The following is a 14,438-nucleotide window of genomic DNA, read 5'->3' on the forward strand; positions in this document are numbered from 1 at the left end:
TTTATGTTTATTTAGAATAAAGCTCTGATTTCTATTTTTTGGAATTATATTGTATGAATCAATAAAATCTTCAGCCTGATGGGGAAAATTTATTTTAATTCAATGCGTTATTTAATTTTATGATTTTACCAAAAGGATAGGCGGCTATTTATTTTTTGATTTTATAAAAATAATAAAATGTGTTTTTATCTATATAAAACTTAAATATAAATAAAATATCCTTTGACAATAAATAGGTAAGTTTTTATCCTTCCCGACGCCATAATCTATGTAATTTATATAAATTTTATTTTTATATAGCTAAATAATTCGAGCCGCAGGAAGGCAGCCAACGGCTGGCCTTCGGTGAGATTTGAACGCGGCTTGCAGTGGCCCCGCCGGGGCGAGGCCCAGGGAGGGGGCGGGTAAGCTATCAGGACCGTTATATAACGCTTAAATAGCGTCACACCTTAGTCGTAATGGAAGAGTCTTTATGATTTATTTGATTAATCATTTAATCCTTTTTAATGAAAAGGATGGAACGCTTGCCTGGCGCGATCGTGAGAATGAGGCTATCTCTCTTGGTTTTCCAGTTTCCCGGTTATTTCTTCTACTCATGGAGAATGCGGGGGTGACGTTAAGCCGTGAGGTCTTACTAAAAGAAGCATTGGAGAAGAATGCGCTTTCTCCTTCTATCAATAACCTTAATAATTATCTCTCATTATTAAGAAAAGCATTGCGGGAGTTTGAGCTTGCAGAGGCGATAGTGACGATCCCTAAATTGGGTGTTGTTTTTAATGTTACCAGTATCGAGTGTTATCAAAATGAAGACGAGATTGGGAGTAAGGAAGAGGCGGAGGTAACGGTTCGTCGCGCAGAGAAACCAGCATTATCGATACGTTATCACGTCGTATCTGAACCGATTGATAAACGCCAATATGCAAAGTTTTTTCTTGTTTTAGGTGGGGTGTTTATCCTTATTTTGGGTTTGCTGATGAATTACAATCCTTTTCCCTATCGATATCTCTCGAGTGTGGATGTGCAGGGAAAGTGCGATCTGTTCTATTTGTATGACAGCGTTGATTACCCTATTCCGACAGACTATGAAAGTCTGTGTGCAGATAATGTTTTGTTTTTCTTGTCAAAGAACATACATATCTCTGGAGACCTGAATAAAAAAACTGAGATTGTGATTTCCTGTAATAAAGATGGTAAAGGATGTGTGACATATGTTAATAATTAAAGTAAGAAGGCGTATTGTTTTCATCGCTATAGTATTACTTATTGCTTTTTTATTGAGTATGTCATTTTGTCTGAAAGTTAATTTATATAAAAAAACGCTGATGTGTCAGGCCGAAGCCAAGATCAAGATAAAAGGAAACAATAATAATGACATCAGAAAAGAATATAATGTCTATTTCTATCTGAATGATAAAAATAGAGCACTGGTATTGGTTAATGGAATTTACATCGGGGAAGACGGTGTACCGCTAACCATCCGGCGAGTCTTCAGCTTTGATGCTATCTGGAGCTCGTATCATTTGGTTGTTCGCAATATCGCGGTAGATAAGAATATCAATGACAATGCGCCGGACAATGCTATTCCCATACTTGGCGAGAATGATGTGATAAAAATAGAAATGCTGACAAAATATACCTATCTGATCAGCACCGTACAGTCAAAGATGGCATGCAATATTCGTGATTAGAGAACATTCTTGTGTTATTGCCTTGTTTTCAGTTCCCCCGAACCTTGTGACAGAAGTCATACCGGAAACTATCTGGTAAAGCGGGCCATCCGCTTTTAGATAAGGTCCTGCGTGCCTGCACAGCGTGTCATGTTTTAGCGCATTTTACTGAAAAATCCGGTTTCGGGGGCGACTCTCCGGATAGCCGTTTCTGATGTCAATCAACCAGCGGTGTCATGGCGTCGCGTTTGTGGTTCTGATGCGAACATCTTCGATTTCTTTGACTCTCGTAGGCCCGGCGGAATCTTTTCGTGTGCGGTTTTTCTGAATATTGATAAAACGCTATTTGATAGCTTTCACAGTTAATGCGATGTGATTTCGCTATAGTGTTAACAATGCATTGAGGCCGTTTTTAAATGTGAAGAGAATAATTGATGAAAATACAGCTTCTATACGAATTTATCCTGTTATCGGAATTACTTAATTTTAGCAAGGCTGCACAAAAAATGAATATAACTCAGCCTGTGTTAAGTCGCCATATGAAATACCTTGAAGAACAGTTCAGTGTAGAATTGTTCAGACGTGATACGCACCGCGTTGAATTGACTTCGACCGGCAAACTGTTCTCTGTAGAAGCGCGAAAAATAATCTATCAGTATGAAACATCTATCTCAGTCATTAATGCGTTCACCGGTAAAAGTCGCCGCCGACTGACTATCACGTTCTTGGGAGAGGCTATTCAATATATTTTGATAAAATTCTTAACACAATTCCGACAGGAGAATGCCGATATTGTTGTTGAGTGCCGTGATAGTGAACTGGATGAAGCATTACTTTTTTTGGAGGATCATAGCTGCGATTTGGGTTTTTTGATTCGGCCTAATTTTCTGGAGAATAAAAAATTCTGTGCTCTATCGTTTCAGACCGATCCGCTGTGTGTGGCGGTGAACAAGAATCATCCATTGGCTGGGCGAGAGCGAGTGTCGTTAAGGGAAGTCAGCGAGTGGCCCATTATTCGCGTGGATCCTCGTGAGTTTTTGTTATCTGAAGAATACAGCACTCGATTTTTCGATTGCTACCACATTCCTTTTACACTGGATAAAGAATACCCCAACCTGAAAACCTGTTGTTTTAATCTTGAGTTCAGGGATCGGGTGGCGTTACTCATGCCGAAGCATCGGGGGTATTTATTGGGTAGCAATAGCGTGTTACTGGAAGTGATAGAAGATGACTACTGGTTTAATCTGGAGCTGGTATGGGATGATAAAAATACAAACCCTTGTATTGCTATGTTTTTAAACGAATTTAAAAGTTTCCTCAATACCAGGGAATTGCAGTCATGAATGTAAGTCTGCCTCCTTCCACCTTACAGGTACATTGGCCTTTCTCCACACCTTTCTCAAGAATAAATAATATTATTTAAGATTTTCATGTGTTTTTTCGAAATATAGTGGGTTGTTAATCAATTTTCCCTGAGAAAAAATTCCTGAAGCAGACGCTGGCGATTGCATAACCGGGAAACAACCCGGTTTATCGCATTAAACCCTTTTTTGCTCAGGTTGACGCCGTTGTCATCGGTAACGATATCTAATTCAATTTTCGGATGATATGGGAAGAGCTAAGAGGAAATAATCAAATGTGATATACATCCCATTAATATCTCATCAGCCACCGTCAATTTTGGGTTTTAATATTATTAATTTCCGGTTTAAAAAATATATATCTTGTTGTTTTTAAAGTGAAATATAATATTTCCATCATGATTTTATAAATGGCTATGCTAAAAATGCATAGCCGTGTTAATAAAAAGAATTTCTCCTGTTCGGGGGGCGATGATACGTTTTTATTGCCCCGGAAGTGCCGGAATAAAAATGTGAATTACATCATATAAAACGGCATCTCTTCCAATAAATGCCAATGAATTCAAATAAAGAAATATAAAGGAGTAACTCATGGTGATTAAAGCCAATTATGAGTCTGATCACGACAAGCGTAAAGAAATGTCACATAAGGAATTGGGAACGATTCCCCATATGCCTTTTGAAGAATATTCAGAAAAGCTCAAACACTGCTTCACCATGAAGCGGAAGAACGGAATTCTTGAAGCCCGACTCCATACCAACGGCGATAGTTTGCAATGGGGCGCGCCGGCGCATCAGGCGCTTCACTACTTCTTTGATTGGGCCGGCAGGGACCCGGACAACGAGATCATTATTCTTGGCGGCACCGGTAAGGATTTTATGAAAGGCATCGGCCGGCTGGATGAAAACGGTAACTGGCTTCCGGCCACCGAGTTCTCTTCGGCGCCGGACGAAGCATGGAAAATGTATGAATATCAGTACTATGACGGCACCAACGACATTGAAGGCCAGGTCTTTGATGTAGAGGTTCCCACCATTGGCGTCTGGAACGGCGCGGCTTTCCATACCGACCTGGTGCTGTTCAGCGACCTTACCCTGTGTACCGAAGACGCATGGACTACGGAGATGCACTTCCGCACCAACATGGTGCCCGGCGACGGTATTCAAATCGCCTGGCGCGAGCTGATGGGCCGTAAGCGCTATGCCTACGCTGAACTGACCGGCGAAATCATTACCGCGCGCAAGGCGCTTGCCCTCGGCATGGTCAACGAAATCTGCCCCGATACGGAAGCGGCCTATGACCGCGCCTGGGAAATTGCCGAATTGATTATGCGCACCGGCACCCGCGTTACCCGCCGCATCACCACGCAGCAACTGCGTAAAGCCTGGAAGGAAGACATCGCCAACGAACTGCGCAACGCCTTCGCTACCGAAATGTTTGTGACCGCCACCGAGCACTCTCCGCACGAAGCCAACTACTGGATGTTGGCCCACGAAGAGGCCGAGCTGGTCAAGGCTGCCGAAAAGAAAGGCAAGGTTATTCGTCCAAGGATCGGCGGCGGGCAGGAAGAAGACGAAATCAAGTAAGGGCCTGCTGCTGGCTTTGACTGACCCTATGCACCTGAGCGTCATCGCCATTCGGTCAACGGCGGCCGTTCATACGGTCGCCGGACTTGACGACGGCATAGCGCATCGCCCGTCGTCAGGAACCGCGCCACAATAGCAGGCGTGAATATGTAAGATATTGATTTTTATAAAATAAAAACTGTGAGCGGGGAAGATCCATGAACACAGGCAACGACATTATTATTTCCGCCGCGCTGACCGGCGCGGTAACACCAAAAGATATCAATGAAAATATTCCTCTGACGCCAGAAGAAATCGCGGCGGATGCCTACCGTTGCTGGCAGCAGGGCGCCGCCATCGTGCACCTTCATATGCGTGACGATGAAGGCATGGGCACCATGGACCGCGAGAAGTTTGCCCAGACTATCCGTCTGCTGCGCGACTACCGTGACTGCGATGTGATTATCAACTGCACCACGTCCGGCGATCATCGCGCCAGCGACGCGCAGCGTATGGCGCACGTTTCCACGCTTGACGGGATCGAAATGGCCTCCTGGGATGCCGGGTCGTTTAACTGGATGCCCGGCGGCGTGTTTATCAATTCTCCGCAGTTCCTGGGAAAGCTGGGTGAAATCCTCACGGAACGGTCGATCAAGCCGGAAGTGGAAATCTTCGACAGCGGCATGTTGGGCGTTGCCGGCTATTTTGTCGAGCAGGGCAAGCTGCAGTCGCCGCTCCATTATCAATTCTGTCTCGGCGTGCCGGGGGGGATGCCCGCCACGGTAGAGAACCTTAACTATCTGGTTTCACATATTCCGGCGGATGCCACCTGGTCGGCGTTTGGCGTCGGCAAGCACCATCTGCCGATTCTGTTTGCCACCCTGGCGCTGGGCGGACACGTGCGGGTAGGGCTGGAAGACAACGTCTATTTCAGCAAGGGCGTGAAAGCCACCAATCCACAGTTGGTGGAGCGCGCGGCACAGGCCATTCGCCTGGCGGGCAAGCAGGTGGCGACGCCTGCCAGCGCCAGAAAAATATTGGGGATTCGTCCTCTGTAGTTATCCCTTTATGCGGTTACATCGGGAAAAGAATTATGAAAGAAGCAGTCATTGTTTCGGCGGCTCGCACGCCGATCGGCAGGTGCCGCGGCGTATTGGCGCCGGTTCCGGCGCATAAGCTGGGGGCGCTGGCGGTGAAAGAGGCGGTACGCCGGGCCGGAATAGCCCCAGAGAGTATTGATGACGTTATCTTCGCCAATTTAATGAACAACGAAATCAACAATATGGGGCGGATGGTGGCGCTGGAAGCGGGGCTGCCCATTTCGGTGCCGGGCATCACGCTCGATCGTCAGTGCGCCGCGTCGCTTAATGCGCTGGCCTATGGCGCGATTCAGATTATGGCGGGTTTCGCCAAAACCGTGGTCGTTGGCGGCGTGGAAAGCGATTCCAGGCGTACCTGGTCGATGGAAAAAACGGAAACGGCGTATTCGGTGCAGCCGCCGCGCTGGGTGGATATTCATACCTCGCCGGATCGGCTGGGCAATCCTTCCATGGGGATCACGGCCGAAAATATTGCCCGCCGCTATGAGCTGAGCCGCGGAGAACTGGATGAGTTTTCGCTGCGTAGCCACCGGCTGGCTGCGGCGGCCTGGCAGCAGGGGCGGTTTGACGAGCAGGTGGTGCCGGTTTCATTACCGGATAGAAAAGGAAAGGAAATCGTGGTGCGGCAGGATGAATCGGTGCGCCCCGACTGTTCGCTGGCGGCGCTCTCTGCGCTGCGCCCTGCTTTTTGCGACGACGGTATCGTCACCGCCGGCAATAGCTCGCCGATGAGCGACGGCGCGGGCGCGCTGGTGGTGATGGAACGCTCGCTGGCGCAAGCGCAGGGACGGGAAATTCTGGCGGTATTCCGCGGCTATGCCGCCGCCGGCGTCGACCCCAACTATATGGGGCTGGGGCCGGTGCCTGCCACGGGCAAATTACTGCAACAGACCGGCCTGACGGTTAAAGACATTGACCTGTGGGAACTGAATGAAGCCTTTGCCGCCCAGTCGCTGGCCTGTATCCGGGATATCGGCATGGATCCGGATCGGGTTAACCCGAACGGCGGCGCGATTGCGCTGGGACATCCGCTGGCCGGGAGCGGCGCCATTCTGGCGACCAAAGCCGTTTATGACATGCAACGCCGTCATCTGAACAATGCCGTCATTACCTTTTGCGTCGGCGGCGGTCAGGGCGTTGCGGTCCTGCTGACGAGGGAATGATGATGCCGGGAAAATTTACTTCAACAGATGAAATTATCGGCCTGTTTCGGGACGGACAAACCTTAATGTGCGGCGGTTTTGCCAACCACGGCGTGCCTAACCGGCTTATTCAATGCGTGATTGACAGCGGCGCGCGGCACTTCACTTTGATTTCCAACGACTCCGGCGACGCGGATCTCACGATAGGCCGACTTATCCATCACGGACTGGTGGACAAACTGATTGCGTCGCACATCGGGCGCAATACCGAAACGGTGGCGCTGGTCGCCGCCGGGAAAATCGAACTGGAGCTGGTGCCGCAGGGCAGCCTGGCCGAGCGCATGCGCTGCGGCGGCTCGGGGCTGGGCGGGGTGCTGACCAAAACCGGCATCGGCACCATGGTGGAAGAAGGCAAACAGTCGGTGATGGTCAACGGCGAGCGCTATCTGCTGGAAACGGCGCTACAGGCGGATATCGGTCTGGTTCGCGCGCGGACCGCCGATCCGCTCGGCAATCTGACCTATCGCGGCACCATGCGCAATTTCAACCCATTAGTCGCTAAAGCCGCCCGCCTGACGCTGGTGGATGCCGACATGCTGGTGGATGTGGATGAGCTCGGCGTCGACAGCATTATCACTCCCGGCGCCTATGTGGACAAGATCCTGACGTTGCAAGGAGAACGGCTATGAACGCACGCGACAGAATTGCCAAACGTGCCGCGCAATATTTTTCGGACGGCGACGTCATCAATCTCGGCATCGGTATCCCCAGCCTGTGCAGCGACTATGCGCCGCCCGGCGTCATGTTCCATACCGAAAACGGTCTGGTCGGCATGGGGCCGCTGGTCGACGGGCTGCTGGCGGTGGAAGGTTTCTCCAACGCCACCGCGCTGCGTTTTGTGCCGGTGCCTGGCGCCTGCGCGTTCGACAGCGCCGAATCCTTCGCCCTGGTGCGCGCCGGCAAACTGGCGGCGACGGTGCTGGGCGGGTTGCAGGTGGCGGAGAACGGCGATCTGGCCAACTGGGCGCAGCCCGGCCGGGTATTCGGCATGGGCGGCGCGATGGATCTGGTCAACGGCGCGCGGAAAGTGATTATCACCATGGAGCTTTGCACCAAGAAAGGCGAGCCAAAGATAGTCAAATCATGCAGTTATCCGCTGACGGGCGAGGGCTGCGTCGACCATATCGTGACCGAACAGTGTGTGATTGACGTCACGCGCGACGGATTGGTATTGGTCGAGCTGCTGGAAGGATTGACGCCCGAAGATATTCAACGTCAGGTCGAACCCCAACTGATCGTCGCCGATCGGTTGACGATTATGCAGGCTTAATAACGGCGACGGTCCCGCATTACCCTGTTCGCGCCGTGGAGCACACTTTATGACTGGGCAAAAAAATAATATCGCGTTAAATAAAATGACTGCGTGTTCTATCAAGGATGATACGCCATCCGCCGCCGCCGATCGCAACGGTTTTGGCGCGCGCGGTTGGACCGTTATCATCTTTCAGGCCATCATGTTCTGGATTGCCGCGGGTGCTGTGACCCACGGTTTGAACGTGATATTGCCTGCGTTATCTCAGACCTACGATCTGGACTACAGCGCGCTGCTGGCATTGGCGACGCCGGCGTCCTGGGCTTCGATTCCCGCCGGTCCGGCTTGCGCCTGGCTGTGCGAGAAGAAAGGCGCCAAGTTCAACATCGTTTTCTGTCTTGTGGCCTGCGGGCTATGCTTCGGCCTGCTGGGATATTGCGGCTCGCTGACCGGATTCGCACTGCTGTTCGCGGGCGTCTGTTTCTTCGGCACCGGGTTTGCCTATGTCGGCGGCACCGCCATCATGACCAGCTGGTTCGTGCGCAAAGCAGGGCTGGCGTTAGGATGGTGTACGGTGGGGCAGACGTTCTCCAGCGCCTTTTTCGTTCCCACGTTGGCGGCGCTGTTCGTTTGGCTGGGGATCATTCATGGCTTCTGGGGTATCTCGGTCATGATGTTCATCATGGCCGTGCTGGTGCTGCTGTTCATCGCCAATAAACCTGAGGATGTCGGGCTTGCTCCGGATAACGAACCGCTCACCGCCGCTGAACTGGGGGCGCGGGTGCGTGAGCATGACAGCTATGTTTGTCCGCTCGGCGTCAGACAATTGCTGCGCATGCGCGATGTCTGGTTCATGGGGATCTCCACCGGCGCCATTTATATCATGCTGGTAGGGGTCGTCAGCCAGATCGTTCCCCGGCTGATGGAGATGGGCTATGAGTTAAACACCGCCATCTTCTATATGACCATGTCAGCGTTGTTCGGCACGCTGGGCGCATACGGCTGGGGCTGGCTCAATCACCGCATTGGGGTCAAGCGGGCGCTGCTGGTTTATACCCTCTGGTGGATGGTGGCCGTGGTGATTAACCTGTTCGCCCACCATGCCGTGATGTTGTGGATCTCCCTGCTGATGATTGGCTTCAGCCTGCCGGGTGCCACTAACTTAAGCACGGCGCTGATTGCCACCAAATTTCCCCGTCGCCTTTACGTTCGCGCCATCGGCATTGTGCATCCGATTCAATCCGTAGTGCGCTGTTTCGCCTTTTCCATTTTGGCTTTCGGCCTGGCGTATCTGGGCGGCTATACCGGCGCTTATCTGCTGCTGGTGGGGGTCGGCGCCGTCGCATTTCTGTTGATCTTGATGACCAATGTGACGCCCGTCGATGTCAGCGTGGGCACTGAAGGAACCGGGAGCGAGGAATGACTCAAATTAAATCAATATCCAGGCATATGGTTCGTGCAATGGCGCTTTATCTCTCTGTGACAGCCGGCCACGCCATTGCCGCGGAGGGCATCAGCCCTCTGCAACCCGGCGCGACGACGGGCAATGCCGCCGGAGCATTGCCGCCGCCGGGATGGTATTTGATGGCGGATGTCGCGTCTGAAGGGGGAAAGCTGAAAAATGAGCAGGGCAAAACGGCCAGGACGCCGACCGGACAACGCATTAAGGCGTCAAACGTCAGTTCCGTCGTGGCGCTGACTTGGGTGCCGGGTTGGGAAGTGCTGGGCGCGCGCTATGCCGCGGCCATTGCGCAACCGTATAAATGGGCGCGGACCCGGGTCAGCGATGAAAACGGCAGTGATGTCGTGCGTAGCAGCGGCATGGTTAATACCGCTATCACGCCGGCTATCCTGTCATGGAATTTGGGCGGCGGATACTATTTGGCAACCGGGCTGACCCTCTATGCCGATAATGGGAAATTCCGCTACGACTACGATGCGTCCGCCAGGCGTAATGTGAAAGCGTCCACGGCCATCGGCAATGATTATTGGACGGTGGAGCCGAGTCTGGCATTAACTTATCTGGCTGATGGCTGGAATATTACGGTTAATAATTTGCTGGATTTTAATACCACCAATAAGACAACCGATTACCGTTCAGGCATGACCTATTATCTGGATATGACCGTCGCCAAAAGCATTAATAATTTTACCTTGGGATTAATTGGAAATTATACCAGGCAAATCACCGACGATAAAATTAATGGGAAAGCGGTGCCCGCAGTTCCGGGTTTTTATGGTGAAGGAAATAAAATGGAGCATGTGCTGGCAGGGCCTTTATTGGCCTATGATTTTGGCGCGTTCTCGATAAATGCGCGGATGTTATTCTCGCTACGGGCAAAGAATGACGCCGATGTATCATTCCTTCACCTCGGATTCAGTATGCCATTAATTAACTTTCACTGAATATTGGCGTGTTTAATATTGGCGGCGAATTTTTAACTTCAGGAAAACATAAATAACGCTATCTGTCGGTTTGTTATTCGTGAATTAATTCGGCCTGATGCCAAATCAAATTCAGTGTGAAGAGTATCTCTATTATAACGAGGCATTTATGACATCACTTGTTATCGCCAGCGCCGCACGGACGGCCATTGGCAAATTTGGCGGCAGCCTGAGCACCTTCAGCGCGCCACAGTTGGGCGCCCTGGTGATGGATGCGGCGGTTCGTCGGGCGGGACTTGAACCCTCAGCCATCGACGAGGTGATTTTTGGTAACGTGCTTCAGGCCGGGCTGGGACAAAACCCCGCCCGTCAGGCGCTGCTGCAAGCCGGTCTGCCGGATACCACGCCGGCCACCAGCGTCAATATGGTCTGTGGCTCCGGACTGCAAAGCGTGATCCTCGCCGCGCAAAGCATTGCCGCCGGTAACGCGGATGCGGTGCTGGCGGGCGGCATGGAAAACATGTCGGCGGCGCCCTACCTGCTTAATCAGGTGCGCTGGGGGTATCGGATGGGGGATCAATCGGTCACCGACAGCATGGTCAATGACGGTCTGTTCTGCGCCATCAACCGTTATCACATGGGGGTCACGGCGGAAAATGTGGCGAAACGCTGTCAGGTCAGCCGTCAGGAGCAGGATGAAGTGGCGCTGCTTTCCCAGCGCCGGGCGGCGGCGGCGATTGAGCGTGGCGCATTTCAGCAGGAAATCATTCCGGTAACGCTGAAAAGCAAGAAAGGCGACACGGTGTTTGCGGTTGATGAGCACCTGCGGGCGAATACCTCGGCGGAAAGTCTGGCAAAACTGTCGCCGGCCTTTGATCCCGAAGGTTCCGTAACGGCGGGCAATGCATCGGGGATTAACGATGGCGCGGCCGCGCTGGTCGTGATGAGCGAGTCGTGGGCCAAACAGCATGGTATTAAACCGCTGGCGCGGATCCGCAGCTATGCCGTCAGCGGCGTCGATCCCGCCGTGATGGGGCTGGGTCCGGTGCCGGCAACCCGGATGGCGTTGCATCGGGCGGGGTTAACGGTCGGCGATCTTGATCTGGTGGAAGCCAACGAGGCCTTTGCCGCCCAGTTTGTCGCCGTCGGTCATGAGCTGAAGCTGGATATGGATAAAACCAATATTAACGGCGGCGCCATTGCGCTGGGTCACCCGATCGGCGCGTCCGGCGCCCGTATCCTGGTGACGCTATTACATGCATTGGCTGCACAGGATAAAACGCTGGGGCTGGCGACGCTTTGTGTCGGCGGCGGGCAGGGGGTGGCGATGATAGTGGAGCGCCTTTGAACGCAATGTATGGAAATCGCAAATCATTCGAAAAAATAAAGTCAGGAATAACGCCGGGTAAATATAAATAGGCGCGAGGTAAAGAGTTTCGTTGTTTATGTCACTGATATTAAAAATCAAATGTGGCTATTTGGATGAGTAAAGATAAAGGGTTGAGAAATCAAATGCGGTATTAGCATGGTGAAAATATCTCTATAAAGGTGAAATTATGATAACGAAAAATAGGGGACGCACCTATAAATGGCGACTTGCCATGATGTTGTTGGTGTGCGGCATGATGGGCTCGGCCCAGGCCGCGATTACCGCCGGCCAGTACAGCGCGACGGAAAAAGGCAATGAAGGGATGGTCAATGTGACGGTCACCGTTGATGCGGAAGGCGTCATCAAAGATATCGCGGTGGATGCCAGTCAGGAAACGCCGGAACTGGGCGGCGAGGCCGGTCCGGCGGTGGGCAAGGCGATTGTCGAGCATCAGAGTCTGAATGTGGACGGCGTGACCGGCGCGACCAATACCAGTAACGCAGTGAAGAAGGCGGTCTCAGCGGCGCTGAGCCAGGCGGGCGCGGACGTAGCGCGCTACCAGGGAAAGGTCGTTAAACAAGGGCAGGATGAGGAAACCAGCGTTGACGTGGTGGTGGTCGGCGGCGGCGTATCCGGCACTGCCGCTGCGCTGGCCGCGGCGGAAAAAGGCGCCAAGGTGCTGGTGATAGAGAAGATGCCGGTGCTGGGCGGCGCGGGCCGGATGGCCAGCGGGTTTACCGCGGTAGAGTCGTCGCTGCAAAAAGCGAAAGGTATGAAATATACCGCCGCCGAGCTGACGCAGCGGTTACTGGAATATAACCAGTATCTGTCCAACGGACCGCTGACCAAAAGGATCGTCGATAAATCGGCATCAACGGTCGATTGGATGATCAAGCATGGCGTAGAGCTGGAAATCGTGGAAACGACGCGCGACGCCAAGCAGAGCTCCGTACAGCAGGCGCACCTTGAAGATCCGATTAAATCGGATGTGTATCACCGTATCAAAAACGGGGGAGAGGCCGCTTACCAGACGCTGTACGCGGAGTTCGCCAAGCTGGGCGGAAAAGTGATGACCAAAACTATCGGTAAATCGCTGATTCAGGATGATAAAGGGAAAGTGATCGGGCTGATCGCGGAAAAAGAGGACGGCGGTACGTTAACCGTACACGCCAGGGCCGTCATTCTGGCAAGCGGCGGCTTCGGCGCGAACAAGAAGATGCTGGATGAAGCGATGCTGACGTCGAACATTTTCCCGCTGGCATGGCCCAATATGGGTGAAGGGCTGCAAATGGCCTGGGCGGCCGGCGGCGCGAAATGGGATATGCAGTCCGCCTTGATTCACGCCGCGCAGTTGGTTGACATCGAGCCTTCGGAGGGGGCGCATCACGGCGGCGGCGACGCGGCGGCGTTGGACAGCCCGCTGATCTGGCTGCTGAAATCGCCGCTGCTGTGGGTGGATACGGTCGGGGAACGCTTTGCAGACGAGGGCCATATCTACGATACCGCCTTCTGGGCCAACGTCGCCTATTCGGTCGGCGGCAATTATTACATCATTGTCGATACGCCCACGCTGCAATCCTTCACCAAAAACGCCATGCCGTTCCCGCTGTCAGGGGCCGGACCGGCCAACCCGCCTAAACCCGGCGACTTTGTCGCGCTGGCGGATGCGGGCACCAGAGGCGGAACCAGCAAATCGATCCTCAAGGGCAAGGACATTGCCGAACTGGCGTCGCGTATGGGGATCGCGCCTGAGAGTCTGAAAGCCACCGTTGATCGCTATAACGGCAATGTGAAGGCCAAACAGGATAAGGATTTCGGTAAGAAGTCTGAATATCTGGCATACGGCATCGAAAAAGGACCGTTCTATGCGTTTAAGGCGGTGGTGGTCAGCCTGAGTTCTCTGGGCGGTGTACGGGTGAACTCTGACTTGCAGGTCACAAATACGGACCTTAAGCCCATCGACGGCCTGTATGCGGTTGGCAACAATGCGGCCGGTTTCTACAGCGTACCGGGTTATCCGCCTTATCAGGGCCTGGCGAACGGTTTTGCACTGAACTCCGGCCGTATCGCCGGTGAACATGCGGCTCAATATATTCTGAAAAAATAATAGACCGTTGCAATTTGAAGTCTGACGGGTATAGACCATGCGGCACAGCATGTGCCGCATTAATAAAAACCCGAGACGGAAACAACGCGGTAAAAATAATAAAGCTGGCTATCAGCGGAATAAGATTACCGCCGTGCCGTCATATAAAATATATATCTTAAATAATTCGGGTTGCAGGGCAAAACGTTGCCGTTTTGAACGCCGCTTGCGGCGACCTTATAGGGGCGAGGCTCACTGAGAGACCGGCCAACGCACCGGCAATCTGACGTATGACGGGTATATTTATGACTGAAAAGAGTGTGAGGAAAACTTTATTCAACGCCTGTTGATCGTAATTTCGCTTGCCCGTGGAGGATATCGGCATTCGCCGGTAACGGTTATCTGCATATAAGCGGAGATCCGGAAGTGGAAATAAATAACGGACAATGA

12 protein-coding genes are annotated in these 14,438 nt (G+C 52.3%); all 12 read left to right on the forward strand.

Features of this window, described 5'->3' with window-relative positions:
- Positions 1 to 472 precede the first annotated feature (472 nt).
- Positions 473 to 1,222, forward strand: a complete 750-nt coding sequence (locus DDT52_RS09610) for a winged helix-turn-helix domain-containing protein (protein ID WP_136156152.1) — start codon at positions 473 to 475, stop codon at positions 1,220 to 1,222.
- Entirely contained in the window at positions 1,209 to 1,688 is a 480-nt protein-coding gene (locus tag DDT52_RS09615; protein ID WP_136156153.1) for a FidL, read from the forward strand. Before DDT52_RS09610 ends, DDT52_RS09615 begins: the two co-directional genes overlap by 14 nt.
- 413 nt (positions 1,689 to 2,101) lie before the next feature.
- A complete protein-coding gene (locus tag DDT52_RS09620) occupies positions 2,102 to 3,010 on the forward strand; it encodes a LysR family transcriptional regulator (RefSeq protein WP_136156154.1) in 909 nt (302 codons plus the stop codon).
- Positions 3,011 to 3,619: 609 nt separating this feature from the next.
- Positions 3,620 to 4,615 (forward strand): enoyl-CoA hydratase/isomerase family protein, encoded by a 996-nt coding sequence (locus DDT52_RS09625; RefSeq protein WP_136156155.1) that lies wholly within the window; start codon positions 3,620 to 3,622, stop codon positions 4,613 to 4,615.
- Positions 4,616 to 4,812: 197 nt separating this feature from the next.
- On the forward strand, positions 4,813 to 5,652 hold the full coding sequence (locus DDT52_RS09630) for a beta-keto acid cleavage family enzyme (protein WP_136156156.1): 840 nt from the start codon (positions 4,813 to 4,815) through the stop codon (positions 5,650 to 5,652).
- Positions 5,653 to 5,687: 35 nt separating this feature from the next.
- On the forward strand, positions 5,688 to 6,857 hold the full coding sequence (locus DDT52_RS09635; RefSeq protein WP_136156157.1) for a thiolase family protein: 1,170 nt from the start codon (positions 5,688 to 5,690) through the stop codon (positions 6,855 to 6,857).
- 2 nt (positions 6,858 to 6,859) lie between these two features.
- Positions 6,860 to 7,525, forward strand: a complete 666-nt coding sequence (locus tag DDT52_RS09640) for a CoA transferase subunit A (protein ID WP_425591543.1) — start codon at positions 6,860 to 6,862, stop codon at positions 7,523 to 7,525.
- Positions 7,522 to 8,166 carry a 3-oxoacid CoA-transferase subunit B gene (locus tag DDT52_RS09645; RefSeq protein WP_109052710.1) on the forward strand — a complete coding sequence of 215 codons (645 nt, stop codon included), beginning with the start codon at positions 7,522 to 7,524 and terminating at the stop codon, positions 8,164 to 8,166. Before DDT52_RS09640 ends, DDT52_RS09645 begins: the two co-directional genes overlap by 4 nt.
- 49 nt (positions 8,167 to 8,215) lie before the next feature.
- Complete coding sequence (locus DDT52_RS09650; protein ID WP_136156159.1) at positions 8,216 to 9,571, forward strand: MFS transporter; 1,356 nt, start codon at positions 8,216 to 8,218, stop codon at positions 9,569 to 9,571.
- Positions 9,568 to 10,554, forward strand: a complete 987-nt coding sequence (locus DDT52_RS09655; RefSeq protein WP_136156160.1) for a SphA family protein — start codon at positions 9,568 to 9,570, stop codon at positions 10,552 to 10,554. The genes DDT52_RS09650 and DDT52_RS09655 overlap by 4 nt, the downstream gene beginning before the upstream one ends.
- Before the next feature lie 148 nt (positions 10,555 to 10,702).
- Positions 10,703 to 11,881, forward strand: coding sequence for an acetyl-CoA C-acetyltransferase (locus DDT52_RS09660; protein ID WP_136156161.1), 1,179 nt, complete (start codon positions 10,703 to 10,705; stop codon positions 11,879 to 11,881).
- A gap of 208 nt (positions 11,882 to 12,089) precedes the next feature.
- The gene (locus DDT52_RS09665) at positions 12,090 to 14,009 is read left to right on the forward strand and encodes an FAD-dependent oxidoreductase (RefSeq protein ID WP_136156162.1); all 1,920 of its coding nucleotides are present in this window, start codon (positions 12,090 to 12,092) and stop codon (positions 14,007 to 14,009) included.
- Positions 14,010 to 14,438 lie beyond the last annotated feature (429 nt).

The organism is Brenneria roseae subsp. roseae (assembly GCF_003115845.1).
GTDB lineage: Bacteria > Pseudomonadota > Gammaproteobacteria > Enterobacterales > Enterobacteriaceae > Brenneria > Brenneria roseae.

What these genes read in the sequence shown, in the direction of transcription:
- DDT52_RS09615 (WP_136156153.1), top strand. Translation starts at nt 1,209, where the DNA reads ATGTTAATAATTAAAGTAAGAAGGCGTATTGTTTTCATCGCTATAGTA.
- DDT52_RS09665 (WP_136156162.1), top strand. Translation starts at nt 12,090, where the DNA reads ATGATAACGAAAAATAGGGGACGCACCTATAAATGGCGACTTGCCATG.
- DDT52_RS09655 (WP_136156160.1), top strand. Translation starts at nt 9,568, where the DNA reads ATGACTCAAATTAAATCAATATCCAGGCATATGGTTCGTGCAATGGCG.
- DDT52_RS09610 (WP_136156152.1), top strand. Translation starts at nt 473, where the DNA reads ATGATTTATTTGATTAATCATTTAATCCTTTTTAATGAAAAGGATGGA.
- DDT52_RS09640 (WP_425591543.1), top strand. Translation starts at nt 6,860, where the DNA reads ATGCCGGGAAAATTTACTTCAACAGATGAAATTATCGGCCTGTTTCGG.
- DDT52_RS09635 (WP_136156157.1), top strand. Translation starts at nt 5,688, where the DNA reads ATGAAAGAAGCAGTCATTGTTTCGGCGGCTCGCACGCCGATCGGCAGG.
- DDT52_RS09650 (WP_136156159.1), top strand. Translation starts at nt 8,216, where the DNA reads ATGACTGGGCAAAAAAATAATATCGCGTTAAATAAAATGACTGCGTGT.
- DDT52_RS09620 (WP_136156154.1), top strand. Translation starts at nt 2,102, where the DNA reads ATGAAAATACAGCTTCTATACGAATTTATCCTGTTATCGGAATTACTT.
- DDT52_RS09625 (WP_136156155.1), top strand. Translation starts at nt 3,620, where the DNA reads ATGGTGATTAAAGCCAATTATGAGTCTGATCACGACAAGCGTAAAGAA.
- DDT52_RS09645 (WP_109052710.1), top strand. Translation starts at nt 7,522, where the DNA reads ATGAACGCACGCGACAGAATTGCCAAACGTGCCGCGCAATATTTTTCG.
- DDT52_RS09630 (WP_136156156.1), top strand. Translation starts at nt 4,813, where the DNA reads ATGAACACAGGCAACGACATTATTATTTCCGCCGCGCTGACCGGCGCG.
- DDT52_RS09660 (WP_136156161.1), top strand. Translation starts at nt 10,703, where the DNA reads ATGACATCACTTGTTATCGCCAGCGCCGCACGGACGGCCATTGGCAAA.